This is a genomic window from Enterobacter cloacae complex sp.6700776 (genome assembly GCF_048284255.1).
Taxonomy (GTDB): Bacteria; Pseudomonadota; Gammaproteobacteria; order Enterobacterales; family Enterobacteriaceae; genus Enterobacter; species Enterobacter intestinihominis.
Window position 1 is genome coordinate 234,570 of sequence record NZ_JBLVYK010000003.1, and the last position, 16,485, is coordinate 251,054.

At 56.6% G+C, this 16,485-nt stretch carries 14 protein-coding genes; 1 reads left to right on the forward strand and 13 read right to left on the reverse strand.

Annotated features, from left to right (window positions below):
• Positions 1–60 precede the first annotated feature (60 nt).
• Positions 61–1,065, forward strand: a complete 1,005-nt coding sequence (locus ACNQ0T_RS07200) for a chemotaxis protein (protein WP_022648824.1) — start codon at positions 61–63, stop codon at positions 1,063–1,065.
• Positions 1,066–1,164: 99 nt separating this feature from the next.
• Here ACNQ0T_RS07200 and nuoN read toward each other — a convergent pair whose 3' ends face one another.
• The 13 genes from nuoN to nuoA all read right to left on the reverse strand — a co-directional run bounded on the left by nuoN (position 1,165) and on the right by nuoA (position 16,189).
• On the reverse strand, positions 1,165–2,622 hold the full coding sequence (gene nuoN / locus ACNQ0T_RS07205; RefSeq protein ID WP_353435354.1) for an NADH-quinone oxidoreductase subunit NuoN: 1,458 nt from the start codon (positions 2,620–2,622) through the stop codon (positions 1,165–1,167).
• Between the two features lie 6 nt (positions 2,623–2,628).
• Positions 2,629–4,158 (reverse strand): NADH-quinone oxidoreductase subunit M, encoded by a 1,530-nt coding sequence (nuoM, locus tag ACNQ0T_RS07210; protein ID WP_023300624.1) that lies wholly within the window; start codon positions 4,156–4,158, stop codon positions 2,629–2,631.
• Positions 4,159–4,318: 160 nt separating this feature from the next.
• Positions 4,319–6,160 (reverse strand): NADH-quinone oxidoreductase subunit L, encoded by a 1,842-nt coding sequence (gene nuoL, locus ACNQ0T_RS07215; RefSeq protein ID WP_023300625.1) that lies wholly within the window; start codon positions 6,158–6,160, stop codon positions 4,319–4,321.
• Complete coding sequence (gene nuoK / locus ACNQ0T_RS07220) at positions 6,157–6,459, reverse strand: NADH-quinone oxidoreductase subunit NuoK (protein WP_006176506.1); 303 nt, start codon at positions 6,457–6,459, stop codon at positions 6,157–6,159. The genes nuoL and nuoK overlap by 4 nt, the downstream gene beginning before the upstream one ends.
• Positions 6,456–7,010, reverse strand: a complete 555-nt coding sequence (nuoJ, locus tag ACNQ0T_RS07225; protein ID WP_006176507.1) for an NADH-quinone oxidoreductase subunit J — start codon at positions 7,008–7,010, stop codon at positions 6,456–6,458. Before nuoJ ends, nuoK begins: the two co-directional genes overlap by 4 nt.
• 10 nt (positions 7,011–7,020) lie before the next feature.
• Positions 7,021–7,563, reverse strand: coding sequence for an NADH-quinone oxidoreductase subunit NuoI (gene nuoI, locus ACNQ0T_RS07230; protein WP_003861491.1), 543 nt, complete (start codon positions 7,561–7,563; stop codon positions 7,021–7,023).
• Positions 7,564–7,577: 14 nt separating this feature from the next.
• Positions 7,578–8,555 carry an NADH-quinone oxidoreductase subunit NuoH gene (nuoH, locus tag ACNQ0T_RS07235; RefSeq protein WP_022648828.1) on the reverse strand — a complete coding sequence of 326 codons (978 nt, stop codon included), beginning with the start codon at positions 8,553–8,555 and terminating at the stop codon, positions 7,578–7,580.
• Positions 8,552–11,275 (reverse strand): NADH-quinone oxidoreductase subunit NuoG, encoded by a 2,724-nt coding sequence (gene nuoG, locus ACNQ0T_RS07240; RefSeq protein ID WP_157507131.1) that lies wholly within the window; start codon positions 11,273–11,275, stop codon positions 8,552–8,554. The genes nuoH and nuoG overlap by 4 nt, the downstream gene beginning before the upstream one ends.
• 54 nt (positions 11,276–11,329) lie before the next feature.
• A complete protein-coding gene (gene nuoF / locus ACNQ0T_RS07245; protein ID WP_006811381.1) occupies positions 11,330–12,667 on the reverse strand; it encodes an NADH-quinone oxidoreductase subunit NuoF in 1,338 nt (445 codons plus the stop codon).
• Positions 12,664–13,164 carry an NADH-quinone oxidoreductase subunit NuoE gene (gene nuoE / locus ACNQ0T_RS07250; protein WP_006176513.1) on the reverse strand — a complete coding sequence of 167 codons (501 nt, stop codon included), beginning with the start codon at positions 13,162–13,164 and terminating at the stop codon, positions 12,664–12,666. Before nuoE ends, nuoF begins: the two co-directional genes overlap by 4 nt.
• A gap of 2 nt (positions 13,165–13,166) precedes the next feature.
• Positions 13,167–14,969 (reverse strand): NADH-quinone oxidoreductase subunit C/D, encoded by a 1,803-nt coding sequence (gene nuoC / locus ACNQ0T_RS07255; RefSeq protein ID WP_003861484.1) that lies wholly within the window; start codon positions 14,967–14,969, stop codon positions 13,167–13,169.
• Positions 14,970–15,058: 89 nt separating this feature from the next.
• On the reverse strand, positions 15,059–15,733 hold the full coding sequence (gene nuoB, locus ACNQ0T_RS07260) for an NADH-quinone oxidoreductase subunit NuoB (protein ID WP_003861482.1): 675 nt from the start codon (positions 15,731–15,733) through the stop codon (positions 15,059–15,061).
• 15 nt (positions 15,734–15,748) lie between these two features.
• Positions 15,749–16,189 carry an NADH-quinone oxidoreductase subunit NuoA gene (gene nuoA, locus ACNQ0T_RS07265; RefSeq protein ID WP_003861475.1) on the reverse strand — a complete coding sequence of 147 codons (441 nt, stop codon included), beginning with the start codon at positions 16,187–16,189 and terminating at the stop codon, positions 15,749–15,751.
• Between the last annotated feature and the right edge of the window lie 296 nt (positions 16,190–16,485).

Genomic DNA, 16,485 nt, shown 5'->3' on the forward strand with positions numbered 1-16,485 from the left:
TCATTTTTCCCTCAGGGTGCCGATAACGATTAAAAGGCAAGCATTTCTCTTGAGGGTAGAATGGATAATTTCCAGAAAGATATTGATGACAGGGCAAACCTGACCCAGTCCAACCGTTTTGAACTGTTGCTGTTCCGTCTTGGCACCTCTCTGAACGAAAATAAATCCGAGCTGTTCGGCATCAACGTGTTCAAACTGCGCGAAATTGTGCCGATGCCGACCTTCACCAAACCAGCGGGAATGAAGTCTCCGCTGATGGGGATGGTAAATATTCGCGACCAGGTGATCCCGGTGATCGATCTGGCCGCCGTCGCCGGCTGCAAGCCAGCCACCGGGCTAAACATTTTGCTGATCACCGAATATGCCCGCAGCGTGCAGGCGTTTGCCGTGGAATCGGTGGAGAATATCATGCGTCTCGACTGGAAGCAGGTGCACGCCGCGGAAACCGCCGTCAGCGGTCGCTACATCACCAGCATTGCCTGTCTGGACGAAAAGACCGATACCAACGATCTGGCAATGGTGCTCGACGTGGAGCAGATCCTGTATGACATCACCCCGGCGAACCACGATCTGCACGCCACCCATCTGGAAACCACCAAATTCAACATCAAGCCTGGCTCTGTCGCGATTGTTGCTGAAGACTCGAAAGTAGCGCGCTCAATGCTGGAGAAGGGATTGCAGGCAATGGAGATCCCGGCTCAGCTGCATATCACCGGCAAAGACGCATGGGAGAAAATCACTCAGCTGGCCGCGCAGGCTCAGGCTGAGGGCGTCCCCGTTACCGATAAGATTGCCCTGGTATTAACCGACCTCGAAATGCCGGAGATGGACGGCTTTACGCTGACGCGCAAAATCAAAACTGACCCGGTACTGAAAGATATTCCGGTGGTGATCCACTCGTCTCTTTCCGGCAACGCGAACGAAGATCATATACGCAAAGTGAAGGCTGACGGCTATGTGGCGAAGTTTGAGCTGAATGAGCTGTCGTCGGTGATTGAAGAGGTGCTGGACCGCTCGATGAAGAAGATTGACGGGCCGCTTATAAGCAGGAAGCAGTTAGCTTAGTCGGGTGGCGCTTCGCTTACCCGACCTACAAGACCTGTAGGCCCTGCAAGCGTAGCGCCGCTGGGCAATAAAAAACCCGCCGAGGCGGGTTTTTTGCTTTTACATCAGCGGCATCGCGCGCTGCACAATCTCAATCAGCGGCTGCGGATAGATACCGAAGATTAGCACCAGAAGCGCGGAGATCAGCACCACGATCCCCCCGGCGCTGTACTGCCAGTTGGACGGTGCATCACGGTTGAGCTGCTGAGGCGCGCTCAGGTACAGGCTCACAGCCACACGCAGGTAGTAGTAAAGACCAATCGCGGAGCCGATAACGACACCGGCAGTCAGCCACCACAGACCCGCCTGCACACCGACGGCCAGCACGTAGAACTTACCGATAAAGCCCAGCGTAATCGGGATACCCGCCAGAGAGAGCATCATCACGGTCATTACCGCAGACAGAATCGGACGGTGCCAGAACAGACCACGGTAGGAGAACAGGGAATCTGCATCCGGCCCACGGTACGGGCTGGACATCAGGCTCACCACGCCGAACGCGCCGAGGCTGCTGAACAGGTAACCGGCCAGATACACACCCACGGTTTCCATCGACATCTCACCGCTTTGCAGCGCAATCAGCGCCACCAGCAGGTAGCCCAGATGGGAGATTGAGGAGTAGCCCAGCAGACGCTTAATGTTGGTCTGGCTCAGCGCCATCAGGTTACCGAAGATGATGGAAACGAACGCGATAATGCCCAGCACCACGCGAACCGCTTCGCTGTCACCCACCGGGGCGTACAGGAACAGACGCATGACCACGCCAAAGATAGCGATTTTACTCGCCGTCGCCAGGAAGGTAGAGACCGGCGCTGGCGCACCCTGATAAACGTCTGGCGTCCACAGGTGGAACGGCACCAGAGAGAGTTTAAAGCCAAGGCCTACAATCATCATGCCCAGACCCGCCAGCAGCAGCGGCTCATGCATCATGCCGTCGCCGAGGCTCTTGCCGAGCGCCAGGAAGGAGAGGTTACCCGTCTGTGCATACAGCAGCGCGATACCGAACAGCAGGAACGACGACGCAGCAGCGGACAAGATGGTGTACTTGATAGCCGCTTCCAGTGAGCGTTTCTGGCGGAAGGCGTAACCAATCAGGCCGAACAGCGGCAGTGAGATCAGCTCAATACCGAGGAACAGCGCGGCCATGTGGTTCGCGTTCGCCAGCAGAATGCCGCCGAGCGCGGCAATCAGTACCAGCAGGTAAAACTCTTCTTTGTTGTCGTTGTACCCTTCGAGCCACGGGTACGCAAAGGTACAGGTTGCCAGGCTCGCCAGCAGCACCAGACCGGTGTAGAGCATGGCGTAGCCGTCAACGCGCATCAGCGGCGTGACGTCCATTGCGCCCGCCTGGCCAACAAACCAGAGGGAGACTAACGCAGCGTTCAGACCCAGAACGGACAGGGTCGCATTCAGGAAGTGATTGCGTCGCCACGCAATGGAGAGCATCACAACCACCACCGTCAATCCGACGATCAGCAGCGGTAGCAGCGCGATCAGTTGTTGTGGAGTTATTGTCATGGCGAATTACGGCCTTGTAGTAGAAGCAGAATTAACAAACCACTGCTGGATGTTACCCATCGCGGAGTGCGAGGTATCCAGAATCGGCTGCGGATAGAAGCCCAGCAGCACCAGCAGTACGACCAGCAGCAGGATGATGGACAGCTCACGCAGCGACATCCCCGGCAGTTCTTTAGCAGCAATTTCGCTCTTCGCTTTACCGAAGTAGGCGCGGTGCAGCATCGCCAGCGAGTACACGGAGGCGAACACCAGACCAAAGGTGGAGATGACGGTAATCATCGGAACCACTTTGAAGCTGCCGAACAGAATCATAAATTCGCCAACGAAGTTACCGGTACCTGGCATACCCAGGGTGGCAACCGCGAAGAACATGGAGAGTGCAGGCAGCCATTTCATTTTGCCCCACAGGCCGCCCATCATACGCATGTCGCGGGTATGCAGACGTTCGTACAGCTGACCGCACAGGATGAAGAGACCGGCAGCGGACAGGCCGTGCGCAATCATCTGGATCACCGCGCCCTGGTACGCCAGCTGGCTACCGGTGTAGATGGCAATCAGTACGAAGCCCATGTGGGAAACGGAGGTGTAAGCAATCAGACGTTTGATGTCGTACTGCGTGAAGGCCATCCATGCACCGTAGAAGATACCGATCACGCCAAGCCACATGGCAATCGGCGCAAACTCTGCGGAGGCGTTCGGGAACAGCGGCAGGGAGAAACGCAGCAGACCGTAGGCCGCCGTTTTCAGCAAGATACCCGCCAGGTCAACGGAACCCGCCGTTGGCGCCTGAGAGTGCGCGTCCGGCAGCCAGCCGTGCAGCGGAACTACCGGCATTTTCACCGCGAAGGCGATGAAGAAGCCGAGCATCAGCAGGTATTCCACACCGTGGGACATCGGGGTCTTCAGCAGATCTTCATAGTTGAAGGTCCAGACGCCGGTGGCGTTGTAATGCACAAACACCAGCGCCAGGATGGCAATCAACATCACCAGACCGCTCGCCTGGGTGTAGATGAAGAACTTGGTGGCCGCCGTGATACGCGTTTTACCGTCGGATGCCTTGTGGCCCCACAGCGCGATCAGGAAGTACATCGGCACCAGCATCATCTCCCAGAAGAAGAAGAACAGGAACATGTCGATGGCCAGGAACACGCCGATAACGCCGCCCAGGATCCACATCAGGTTCAGGTGGAAGAAGCCCTGGTATTTTTCGATTTCTCGCCAGGAGCAGAGTACCGCCAGAACGCCGAGCAGACCGGTCAGCACGACCATCAGCAGCGACAGACCGTCAATCGCAAGGTGGATCGTGATACCGAAACGTGGGATCCACGGCAGAATGAACTCAGATTGCCACTGCGGAAGGCCCGCAGACTGGGTCAATGAGTAGCCACCCTGCAACCACAGTTGCAGGCCAAGCGCGAGCGTCAATCCCATGGTGATCAGCGCGATCCAGCGCGGCATCTTCACGCCAAAGCGTTCAGTCTGCCAGCACAGGAAGCCGCCGATGAAGGGAATTAATATTAGCCAGGGTAATAACATGGCGATTTTTATTCCTTGTTAAAGTCCCTCAGGGACCGATTTTCAACGAATTCGACAAAATTCACGTGTTAGTGCGGTTTGTGGTGTCGGGTGACGATCACGCTTACCCGACCTACGGTCTCGTAGGCCCGGTAAGCGCAGCGCCACCGGGCAAAAACCACTATCGCAACACCATCAGCAGCGCCAGCACGACAACCGCACCGATGCTCATGGATGCCACATACCAGCGCAGATAGCCGTTCTCGCTGTACAGCAGGCCTTTACCTGCAAAGCGAGAGAGGATCGCCGGGATATTCATCAGGCTGTTCAGCGGATCGCGCTTCAACAGCCACGCAATGCCCAGGAACGGCTTCACGAAGATCATGTCGTACAGCCAGTCGAAGCCCCATGCGTTGTACCACCAGGTGCCCAGCAGACGGCCCGGCGCGCTGTTGGCAACGGCAGTCACCAGCGTGCGTTTGCCCAGCCACAGCCATGCGGCAATCAGGATGCCCGCGATAGCCACAACGCCGGAGGTGATTTCAAGCGTCAGAACGCGACCGTGCTCAAGCTCGGTTGTTGCCGGCAGTACGCCCTGCAACGGTGGCACAATCATCGCGCCAACGAAGGTGGAGAGTACCAGCAGCACAATCAGCGGCAGGTGGTGGGTAATCCCCTTCCCTGCGTGGGCGTGAATTTGTTCTTTACCGTGGAAGACGATGAAAATCATACGGAAGGTGTACAGGGAGGTCATAAACGCACCGACCAGACCCGCAACCATCAGATTGATATGACCATTTGCCATGGCGCCCGCCAGGATTTCATCCTTACTGAAGAAGCCTGCGGTAATCAGCGGCAGTGCCGCCAGCGCCGCGCCGCCTACCAGGAAGCAGATATAGACCAGCGGGATGGACTTACGCAGTCCGCCCATTTTGAAGATATTCTGCTCGTGGTGGCAGGCCAGGATCACCGAACCGGATGAGAGGAACAGCAGCGCTTTAAAGAACGCGTGCGTCATCAGGTGGAAAATGGCTGCGTCCCACGCCTGAACGCCCAGCGCCAGGAACATGTAACCAATCTGGCTCATGGTGGAGTACGCGAGAACGCGTTTGATGTCGGTCTGCACCAGTGCGGCAAAGCCTGCCAGCACCAGCGTAACCGCACCGACGATACCCACCAGATGCAGAATTTCCGGGGTCATCAGGAACAGGCCATGGGTACGCGCAATCAGGTAGACACCGGCGGTGACCATGGTCGCGGCGTGGATCAGCGCGGAGACAGGGGTTGGACCCGCCATCGCGTCGGCAAGCCATGTCTGCAACGGCAGCTGTGCGGATTTACCCACAGCACCACCCAGCAGCATCAGCGTTGCCCACCACAGCATGTTGTTGCCTGCTTCGAAGTGCGCTGGCGCCAGTTCCACCATTTCGCGGAAGTTCAGCGTGCCCAGTTCGTTGTAGAGAATGAACAGCGCGAAAGCGAGGAAGACGTCACCCACACGGGTCACGACGAACGCTTTCATGGCCGCTGCGCCATTCTTCGGATCGGTGTAGTAGAAACCGATCAGCAGGTAAGAGCACAGACCCACGCCTTCCCAGCCCAGATACATCAGCAGCAGGTTATCGGCCAGCACCAGAACCACCATGCTGGCGATAAACAGGTTGGTGTAGGCGAAGAAGCGGGAGTATCCCTCTTCACCGCGCATATACCAGGAGGCGAACATGTGGATCAGGAAGCCCACGCCGGTGACCACGGAGAGCATGGTCAGAGACAGACCATCCAGCACCAGGTTGAAACCGATGTTGAAGTTACCGACCGACATCCAGTTCCACAGCGGCACGCTGTAGGCCTGACGTCCATTGTTAAAGAAATCGATACCCGCATACGCTGTCACCAGCGCAGCCAGACCGATTGAGCCAATGCCCACGGTGGCAGACAGATTCTCAGACCAGCGGCCGCGAGAAAATGCCAGCAGCACGAAGCCAATCAGCGGAAAAATAATGGTTAAGGCAAGCATGTTCATCCACGCAACTCACTTACTGAATCGATGTTCAGGTTCTGGCGGCGACGATGGAGCTGCAGCAACAGCGCCAGGCCAATACTCGCTTCGGCAGCCGCGAGGCTGATGGCGAGAATGTACATCACCTGACCGTCGGCCTGGCCCCAGTAGCTACCGGCGACCACAAAGGCCAGCGCGGAAGCGTTGATCATGATTTCCAGACCGATCAGCATAAACAGCAGATTGCGGCGGATAACCAGACCGGTTAAGCCCAGAACGAACAAAATCGCAGCGAGGATCAGTCCATGTGTTAAGGGGATCATGCGCGCTCCTCCGTTTTTCTTTTCGCACGGTCATCAGTGCGGTTGCTCAGCACCTCACCAACACGTTCTTCGCGACCGACGTGGAAGGCAACAACCAGGCCCGCCAGCAGCAGCATAGAGGCCAGTTCAACCGCCAGAACGTACGGACCAAACAGCGCAATACCAACAGCCTTGGCGCTGATTGGCGTGCCGTCAATGCCCTGGTCGTTAACGCCCAGAATAGCGTAAACAATCACCACCAGCATGATGGCCGACAAAATTGCCGGGCCAATCCACACCTGCGGTTTTAACCATTGACGTTCCTGCTCAATTTCAGAGCCGCCCAGGTTGAGCATCATCACCACGAACACGAACAGCACCATAATGGCACCCGCGTAGACGATAATTTCCAGCGCACCGGCAAAATGCGCGCCCAGCGCAAAGAACACCCCGGAAATAGCCAGCAGCGAAATGATTAAATACAGCAACGCATGCACCGGATTGGTGTGCGTGATCACTCGCAGCGTAGCCAGGATGGCGATAAGGCCACAGATATAAAAAGCGAATTCCATTGCCCTCTCCTTACGGTAACAGGCTCTTGACGTCGATAGGCTTAGCTTCGTTCTCTGCTTCGCCCTTATCTTTGCCGTCGATTGCCATACCCGCCATCCGGTAGAAGTTATATTCCGGGTATTTGCCCGGACCGGAAATCAGCAGATCCTCTTTCTCGTACACCAGGTCCTGACGCTTGTACTCACCCAGCTCGAAGTCTGGAGTCAGCTGAATCGCCGTGGTTGGGCACGCTTCTTCACACAGACCGCAGAAAATGCAGCGTGAGAAGTTGATGCGGAAGAACTCAGGGTACCAGCGGCCGTCTACCGTCTCGGCTTTCTGCAGAGAGATACAGCCTACCGGACACGCTACCGCACACAGGTTACAGGCTACGCAGCGCTCGGAACCGTCCGGGTCGCGCGTCAGCACGATACGGCCACGGTAGCGCGGCGGCAGATATACCGGCTCTTCCGGATACATCCGGGTTTCGCGTTTGGCAAACGCGTGCAGGCCGATCATCCAGATACTGCGTACCTGGGTGCCAAAGCCTACGAGTAATTCTTTTAAGGTCATGATCTCAAAGCCCCTTATGGCTGCTGCCAGAGAATGACAGCCGCCGTTACCAACAAGTTGACGAGCGTCAGCGGCAGGCACACTTTCCAGCCGAAGGACATTACCTGGTCATAACGCGGACGCGGTAAGGACGCACGAATCAAAATGAACATCATCATGAAGAACGCGGTTTTCAGCGCGAACCAGATGAACGGCGGTAAGAACGGGCCATGCCAGCCACCAAAGAACAGCGTTACCATCAACGCGGAAATGGTGACGATACCGATGTACTCGCCCACGAAGAACAGACCGAATTTCATACCGGAATATTCAATGTGGTAACCGTCGGCCAGTTCCTGTTCGGCTTCTGGCTGGTCAAACGGGTGACGGTGACACACCGCCACGCCCGCGATAGCAAAGGTCACAAAACCAAAGAACTGCGGGATAACGTTCCAGATGTCGGCCTGGTTGTTGACGATGTCGGTCATGTTGAATGAACCGGCCTGCGCCACCACGCCCATCAGGGAGAGCCCCAGGAACACTTCGTAGCTCAGCGTCTGCGCGGAAGCACGCATCGCACCCAGCAGCGAGTATTTGTTGTTACTGGACCAGCCTGCGAACAGCACCGCGTACACCGCGAGGCCTGCCATCATCAGGAAGAACAGAATGCCGATGTTCAGGTCAGCCACCACCCAGGTCGGGCTGACGGGAACGATAGCAAACGCCAGCAGCAGCGAGGTAAAGGCGATCATCGGCGCCAGCGTAAAGATCACGCGGTCCGAGAAGCGCGGAACCCAGTCCTCTTTAAAGAACATCTTGATCATGTCCGCCACCAGCTGGAGTGAACCACCCCAGCCCACGCGGTTCGGTCCGTAACGGTTCTGGAACAGACCGAGCAGACGACGTTCACCAAAGCTCATGAACGCGCCGCAGGTGACGACCACCAGCAGAATGACGACCGCTTTCAGAATGCTCAGCAGGATGTCGATAAGATCCGGCGTTAACCAACTCATGCTTTTGCCTCCTGAAGGTTATCAAGATGCGCACCCGCCAGGACCGGCGCGATGCCAGGCATACCCATCGGCAGACCCACCTGCCCTGCTGACAGGCTTTCAGAAATAATCAGCGGCAGGCTGATTGTCTGGCCGTCGTAGCTAAAGGCAATGTTCGCACCCGCGTTAACGCCAAGCTTCGCGGCATCCGCCGGGTTGAGCTTGATGTACGGCTGCGGCATACGCTGCTGGAATACCGGAGAACGCTGGGACATTTCGTCGCTACCGAACAGATGGTAGTACGGCGCAATACGCCAGTGGCCTTCCTGAGCCTGGAAACGTTCCGGAACGGTAGAGAAGAAGTCCAGATCGGTTTCGGAGGCTTCAATCAGACGCACGCCCGGATCGCCGTGGCGCAGATGACCACCCACTTCAGCCTGGAATTTGTTCCATGCCTGTGGGGAGTTCCAGCCCGGTGCCCATGCAAACGGGATTTGCGAACGCGGCGCAGACGGCTGGTTGTTCCCTTCCATCGAGAAGGCGAACATGGTGTCTTTATCCTGCGGCTGACGCGGTTCGTGCACGCTGATGTTGGCACGCATCGCAGTACGACCGCTGTAGCGGTGCGGCTCACGCGCCAGTTTCTGGCCGCGAATACGGAAGCTTGCGTCAGGCGCGGCGTCTTTAATGCCCGCCAGCTGAGGCAGTTTCTTAACAACCGCGTCGATAACGTGGTCGAGCTGCGTCCAGTCCACTTCACGGCTCTGCACGGTGCTGTGCAGAGAGTGCAGCCAGCGCCAGCTTTCCAGCATCACGGTGTTGCTGTCGTAGTAGGCCGGGTCATAAACCTGGAAGAAGCGCTGTGCGCGGCCTTCGTTGTTGATCACCGTCCCGTCGCTTTCTGCGAAGCTTGCAGCAGAGAGCACCAGGTGTGCTTTGTCCATGATCGCGGTGCGCTGATGGTCGATAACCATCACCAGCGGTGCTTTGGAGAGCGCGGCGTCAACGCGAGCGGCGGAAGCGTGGCGATGCAGGTCATTTTCCAGCACTACCACCGCATCAGCAGAACCGGATTCCAGTTCGCTTAACGCTTCTTCCAGCGAGCCGCCGCCAATCATGCCCAGTCCGATGCTGTTCACCGCACGGGCAATCATGGTCACACCGACGTCAGCGCCACGGCCCTTCAGGGCTTTGGCAACGTTCGCTGCGGCCTGAATGATTTCAGCGCTACCGGCGTTGGTACCGGAAATGATCAGTGGTTTCTTCGCCCCCGCCAGCGCCTGAACAATCACGTCGACCTTGTTCTGCAGGTCGTGATCCAGTTCAACGGCCGGCGAGTTGCTGTCCAGCGCGTGGGCAATGGCAAAGCCGAGGCGAGCCTGATCTTCAACCGGTGCGCAGTAGGTCCACGCGGCGATATCGTCCAGACGGGTGTTGTCGACGTTAGTCACAAACAGAGGATGCTTCGCGCGTTGGCCGATGTTGAGGATCGCCGCAATCTGCCAGTCAGCCACTTTCTGCGCCGCTGCCATTTCACGTGCTTTACCCTTCACCGCCTGACGAACCGCCAGAGCCGCGCGTGCGCCGGTCTGCGTCAGGTCTTCCCCGAGCACAAGAACCGCATCATAGGATTCGATTTCGCGCAGCGCAGGCGTGTGTACACCGCCTTCACGCAGCACTTTCAGCACCAGTTGCAGACGTTCCTGCTCGCCATGGGCGATACCGGTATAGAAGTTTTCCGCCCCAACCAGCTCACGCAGCGCGAAGTTGCTTTCGATGCTGGCGCGCGGGGAGCCGATGCCGATCACTTTCTTCGACTGGCGCAGAATATCTGCCGCGCCCTGCATCGCCTGTTCAGCGTTGAGGGTAATGACGTCGTCGCCACGGCGCTGAACCGGCTGACGCGGACGGTCTTTCAGGTTCACATAGCCATAGCCAAAACGACCGCGATCGCAGAGGAAGTAGTGATTAACGGTACCGTTGTAACGGTTTTCGATACGACGCAGTTCACCGTAACGTTCACCCGGGCTGGTGTTACAGCCGAGGGAGCACTGCTGGCAGATGCTTGGCGCAAACTGCATGTCCCATTTACGGTTGTAACGCTCGGAGTGGGTTTTATCCGTGAACACGCCGGTCGGGCAGATTTCTACCAGGTTACCGGAGAATTCGCTTTCAAGCGTACCGTCTTCCGGACGACCGAAGTAAACGTTGTCATGCGCGCCATACACGCCCAGATCCTGACCGTCTGCATAATCTTTGTAGTAACGCACGCAGCGGTAGCAGGCGATGCAGCGGTTCATTTCGTGAGAGATGAACGGCCCTAGATCCTGATTTCGGTGAGTACGCTTGGTAAAGCGATAGCGACGGAAGCTGTGACCGGTCATGACGGTCATATCCTGAAGGTGGCAGTTACCACCCTCCTCACACACCGGACAGTCGTGTGGGTGGTTGGTCATCAACCACTCCACTACGCTTTCGCGGAACTGTTTGGCTTCTTCGTCATCAATCGAAATAAAAGTGCCTTCGGTGGCTGGCGTCATACAGGACATCACCAGTCGACCACGCGTGTCTTCCGCGTTTTGATATTGCTTCACCGCACACTGGCGGCAAGCACCGACGCTGCCCAGCGCCGGATGCCAGCAAAAGTACGGAATATCGAGGCCAAGAGACAGACAAGCTTCCAGCAGGTTGTCCGCCCCGTTGACTTCGTATTCTTTGCCGTCTACATGAATCGTAGCCATTAGCATGCTTCCAGTTGGCTCGGCCGAAACCGAGCGTTAATCAAAATTCTGTTTTTACCAGCGTGCTTTCAGCAGGTTCGGCTGAATACCATTGATAGAATGGGTATTGCTGAACGGCTGCTTGATGCCTGCTTCGAATTCGTCGCGGAAATATTTAATCGCGCTCTGCAGCGGCTCGACGGCACCCGGTGCGTGGGCACAGAAGGTTTTTCCTGGCCCTAAGAATCGACACAGTTGCTCAAGTGTCTCGATATCGCCAGGCTGGCCTTCGCCACGTTCGATAGCGCGCAGGATCTTCACGCTCCACGGCAGACCGTCACGGCATGGTGTACACCAGCCGCAGGACTCGCGGGCGAAGAACTCTTCCAGGTTACGCACCAGGGATACCATGCCGATCTCGTGGTCGACGGCCATCGCCAGCGCGGTACCCAGACGGCTGCCTGCTTTACCAATGCTTTCGAACTCCATTGGCAGGTCAAGGTGGGCTTCGGTTAAGAAGTCTGTCCCTGCCCCACCCGGCTGCCAGGCTTTGAATTTCAGGCCATCGCGCATGCCGCCGGCGTAGTCTTCAAGAATTTCACGTGCGGTGGTGCCGAACGGCAGCTCCCAGACGCCAGGATTCTTCACGCGACCGGAGAAGCCCATCAGCTTGGTACCGGCATCTTTACTTGATGAGATGCCCTGATACCACTCCACGCCGTTCGCAAGGATAGCCGGAACGTTACACAGGGTTTCGACGTTGTTTACACAGGTCGGTTTACCCCACACGCCGGAGCTTGCCGGGAACGGTGGCTTGGAGCGCGGGTTCGCGCGGCGGCCTTCCAGGGAGTTAATCAGCGCGGTTTCTTCACCGCAGATATAACGGCCGGCACCGGTGTGCACGAACAGCTCGAAGTCAAACCCGGTGCCCAGGATGTTTTTACCCAGCAGTCCGGCTTCAGTGGCTTCGGCAATCGCGCGACGCAGGTTTTCAGCCGCTTCGATGTATTCACCGCGCAGGAAGATGTAGCCACGGTACGCTTTCAGCGCGAACGCTGAGATCAGCATGCCTTCCACCAGCAGGTGCGGCAGCTGTTCCATCAGCAGGCGGTCTTTATAGGTACCCGGCTCCATTTCATCGGCGTTACACAGCAGGTAACGGATGTTCATGGATTCATCTTTCGGCATCAGGCTCCACTTCAGACCGGTGGAGAAGCCCGCACCGCCGCGCCCTTTCAGGCCAGAATCTTTTACCGCATTAACGATGTCGTCTGGCGCCATGCCGCCGAGGGCTTTACGCGCACCGGCATAGCCGTTTTTGCTCTGATATTCGTCGAGCCAGACCGGCTGTTTGTCATCGCGCAGACGCCAGGTCAGCGGATGCGTCTCAGCAGTACGAATTACAGTTTTCATTTGTACTGCTCCAGCAGGTCAGGAATCGCTTCCGGCGTCAGATGGCTGTGAGTGTCCTCATCAATCATCATGGTCGGTCCCTTGTCGCAGTTACCCAGGCAGCAGGTTGGCAGCAGGGTAAAGCGTCCGTCGAACGTGGTCTGGCCCGGCTTAATATTAAGTTTCTTCTCAATCGCAGCCTGAATGCCCTGATAACCGGTAATGTGGCAGACAACGCTGTCACAGTAGCGGATCACATGGCGGCCGACTGGCTGACGAAAGATCTGGCTGTAGAACGTGGCTACGCCTTCTACGTCACTCGCCGGAATGCCCAGCACTTTTGCGATCTCATAGATCGCCCCATCCGGCACCCAACCACGCTGTTTCTGTACGATTTTCAGCGCTTCAATGGACGCCGCACGCGGGTCTTCGTAGTGGTGCATCTCGTGCTCAATGGCGGCACGCTCTGCTTCACTCAGCTCAAAAGCCTCGGTTTGTGGTTGTTGATTCTCGTGCATAATTAGCGGTCCACATCTGACATAACAAAATCGATACTACCCAGATACACAATCAGGTCGGAGACCAGACTGCCGCGAATAGCGGCCGGGATCTGCTGCAGGTGCGCAAAGCTTGGCGTACGCACGCGGGTACGGTAGCTCATGGTGCTGCCGTCGCTGGTGAGGTAGTAGCTGTTGATACCCTTGGTCGCTTCAATCATCTGGAAGGATTCTTGTGCCGGCATGACCGGGCCCCAGGAAACCTGCAAGAAGTGGGTGATCAGGGTTTCGATATGTTGCAGCGTGCGCTCTTTCGGTGGCGGCGTCGTCAGCGGGTGATCCGCCTTGAACGGGCCTTCCGGCATGTTGTTGAGGCACTGCTCAAGGATGCGCAGGCTCTGGCGCAGCTCTTCCACTTTCAGCATCACGCGGGTGTAGCAGTCGGAAACGCCGCCGCCAACCGGGACTTCAAAGTCGAAGTTCTCGTAGCCAGAGTAAGGACGGGCTTTACGCACGTCGAAATCAATACCGGTTGCGCGCAGGCCAGCACCTGTGGTTCCCCACTCCAGCGCCTCTTTCGCGCCGTAGGCAGCAACGCCCTGGGAGCGGCCTTTCAGGATGGAGTTACGCAGCGCGGCTTTCTCGTAAGACGCCAGACGTTTCGGCATCCAGTCGAGGAATTCACGCAGCAGGCGGTCCCAGCCGCGCGGCAGATCGTGCGCCACGCCGCCGATGCGGAACCAGGCCGGGTGCATACGGAACCCGGTAATCGCTTCCACCAGATCGTAAATTTTCTGACGGTCGGTAAAGGCGAAGAAGACCGGCGTCATCGCGCCGACGTCCTGAATGAACGTGGAGATGTACAGCAGGTGGCTGTTAATACGGAACAGTTCAGACAGCATCACGCGAATCACGTTAACGCGATCCGGGACGGTGATGCCTGCCAGTTTCTCAACGGCCAGCACGTATGGCATCTCGTTTACGCAGCCGCCGAGGTATTCGATACGGTCGGTATACGGAATGTAGCTGTGCCAGGACTGACGCTCGCCCATCTTCTCAGCACCACGGTGGTGGTAGCCAATGTCAGGCACGCAGTCGACAATCTCTTCGCCGTCAAGCTGAAGAATAATACGGAATGCACCGTGCGCAGACGGGTGGTTTGGACCGAGGTTAAGGAACATGAAGTCCTCGTTTTCGGTGCCGCGCTTCATGCCCCAGTCTTCCGGCTTGAAGGTCAGCGCTTCCATCTCCAGATCCTGCTTGGCTTTGGTCAGCTCAAACGGGTCGAATTCGGTGGCGCGTGCCGGGTAGTCTTTACGCAGCGGGTGGCCGGTCCAGGTCTGCGGCATCATAATGCGCGTCAGATGCGGGTGGCCGTCGAAGGTCATGCCGAACATTTCCCAGGTTTCACGCTCGTACCAGTTAGCGTTCGGGAAAAGTTTGGTGATCGTCGGCAGATGCATGTCGTTTTCAGACAATGCCACCTTGAGCATGATATCCGTGTTGCGGTCTATTGAGATCAGGTGGTAGAAAACGGAAAAATCCGCAGCAGGGAGACCCTGGCGGTGCGTTCTCAGACGTTCGTCCATGCCGTGTAAGTCAAACAGCATGACGTAAGGTTTTGGCAATTTCTTGAGGAAATCGACAACTTCCAGTAATTGCTCACGCTTCACCCAAACAACGGGTACCCCGGTGCGGGTGGCCTGAACAGTAAAGGCATCCGGCCCAAAACGGTTGCGCAGTTCGCCAATGACGGGGTCATCGAGATGATCCCGGGTCTGCCAGGCGGCTTCTTGCGCGGTTAAGTCGGTCATATTGTTCACCATTGCAAATGGTCCGTGGTGACTGTTAAGCCTGGCTTCGCGCTATTTGAGTAGTGATATGCGAAGGTGTTCTCCAGGCCCACAGGCGCAAATTAAATTTCGTCAGGCGTACGCAGGTTGGTGACGGCAATACGTTCACCACGTTTACGCTCGCGCTCAGACTGCATGTTCGCGCGATAGACACCTTGATCGCCAACAACCCAGGAGAGCGGACGGCGTTCTTTACCGATTGACTCCTGCAGCAGCATCAGCGCCTGCATATAGGCCTCTGGACGCGGCGGGCAGCCCGGGATGTACACATCCACCGGAATGAACTTATCAACGCCCTGCACAACGGAATAAATGTCGTACATACCGCCGGAGTTTGCACATGCGCCCATGGAGATAACCCATTTTGGCTCCAGCATCTGGTCATAAAGACGCTGAATAACCGGTGCCATCTTGGTAAAGCAGGTCCCGGCCACCACCATCAGGTCAGCCTGACGTGGAGAAGCACGCAGTACCTCGGCCCCAAAACGCGCAACGTCATGCACCGCAGTGAATGACGTCACCATTTCAACGTAGCAGCAAGAAAGGCCAAAGTTGTATGGCCAGATGGAGTTCTTACGACCCCAGTTGACCATATCGTGCATGGCATGTTCGAGCTTGCCCATGTACACGCTTTTGTTGACTTCTTGCTCCAGGGGGTCGGTTACGATCTCCTGTTTTTGCAGGGGGTAACGGTCATTCTCACCGTTAGGATCTATGCGGGTGAGCGTATAATCCATCTTATTGCCTCGCTGTTACTGCTGACGATTAGAGATACTGTTTTCCGGGTTGATGTGTTCACGGCGTGAACGCACAGGTGTCCAGTCCAGCGCGCCAATACGCACCAGATAAACCAGACCGGCCAGTAACACTAAAATGAAAATTGCGGCCTCGACAAAGCCCACCCAACCACTTTCGCGAATGGAGGTAGACCACGCGAAGAGGTAAAGCGCTTCCACGTCGAAAATGACGAAGAACATGGCTACCAGGTAGAACTTGGCAGACAGGCGTAAGCGAGCGGTACCTACTGAATCAATACCTGATTCGAAAGGTGTGTTCTTGTGCCTTGCGCGGGCGCGACCGCCCAGGAACCAGCCGCCGACTAACATCAGGCAGCACAGGCCAATGGCTACAATAAGAAAGATTGCGAATGCCCAGTGATGAGCGATGACTTCTGTGGATGTTGACATACTCATTGCTTACTCATCAAAAGTGATACCGACGACACTGCTCTTGCTGGCAGATGGGCATCACATCGATTCATGGGGAGGAACAAAATAACCTTACACTAACTGTCAGAAATGAGACATAGACAGCAAAATGATGGGGTTTTTTACTCCTTTCTATAACCTTTTGTCAACTTTAACAAAGGTTTCTTCACATTAAATTACAACGTGCGATTCTCATTAACATTTGGTGCCCTTTAACCCTGGTGGGTACATGACTTTACGTCAAATGCATCTTGTTGAATCGTGTCCGTTTTGGAAGTAAA

Bases quoted from the DNA above. Each gene is read 5' to 3' on its own strand.
- ACNQ0T_RS07200 (WP_022648824.1), top strand. From the start codon at position 61: ATGGATAATTTCCAGAAAGATATTGATGACAGGGCAAACCTGACCCAG.
- nuoN (WP_353435354.1), bottom strand. From the start codon at position 2,622: ATGACAATAACTCCACAACAACTGATCGCGCTGCTACCGCTGCTGATC.
- nuoM (WP_023300624.1), bottom strand. From the start codon at position 4,158: ATGTTATTACCCTGGCTAATATTAATTCCCTTCATCGGCGGCTTCCTG.
- nuoL (WP_023300625.1), bottom strand. From the start codon at position 6,160: ATGAACATGCTTGCCTTAACCATTATTTTTCCGCTGATTGGCTTCGTG.
- nuoK (WP_006176506.1), bottom strand. From the start codon at position 6,459: ATGATCCCCTTAACACATGGACTGATCCTCGCTGCGATTTTGTTCGTT.
- nuoJ (WP_006176507.1), bottom strand. From the start codon at position 7,010: ATGGAATTCGCTTTTTATATCTGTGGCCTTATCGCCATCCTGGCTACG.
- nuoI (WP_003861491.1), bottom strand. From the start codon at position 7,563: ATGACCTTAAAAGAATTACTCGTAGGCTTTGGCACCCAGGTACGCAGT.
- nuoH (WP_022648828.1), bottom strand. From the start codon at position 8,555: ATGAGTTGGTTAACGCCGGATCTTATCGACATCCTGCTGAGCATTCTG.
- nuoG (WP_157507131.1), bottom strand. From the start codon at position 11,275: ATGGCTACGATTCATGTAGACGGCAAAGAATACGAAGTCAACGGGGCG.
- nuoF (WP_006811381.1), bottom strand. From the start codon at position 12,667: ATGAAAACTGTAATTCGTACTGCTGAGACGCATCCGCTGACCTGGCGT.
- nuoE (WP_006176513.1), bottom strand. From the start codon at position 13,164: ATGCACGAGAATCAACAACCACAAACCGAGGCTTTTGAGCTGAGTGAA.
- nuoC (WP_003861484.1), bottom strand. From the start codon at position 14,969: ATGGTGAACAATATGACCGACTTAACCGCGCAAGAAGCCGCCTGGCAG.
- nuoB (WP_003861482.1), bottom strand. From the start codon at position 15,733: ATGGATTATACGCTCACCCGCATAGATCCTAACGGTGAGAATGACCGT.
- nuoA (WP_003861475.1), bottom strand. From the start codon at position 16,189: ATGAGTATGTCAACATCCACAGAAGTCATCGCTCATCACTGGGCATTC.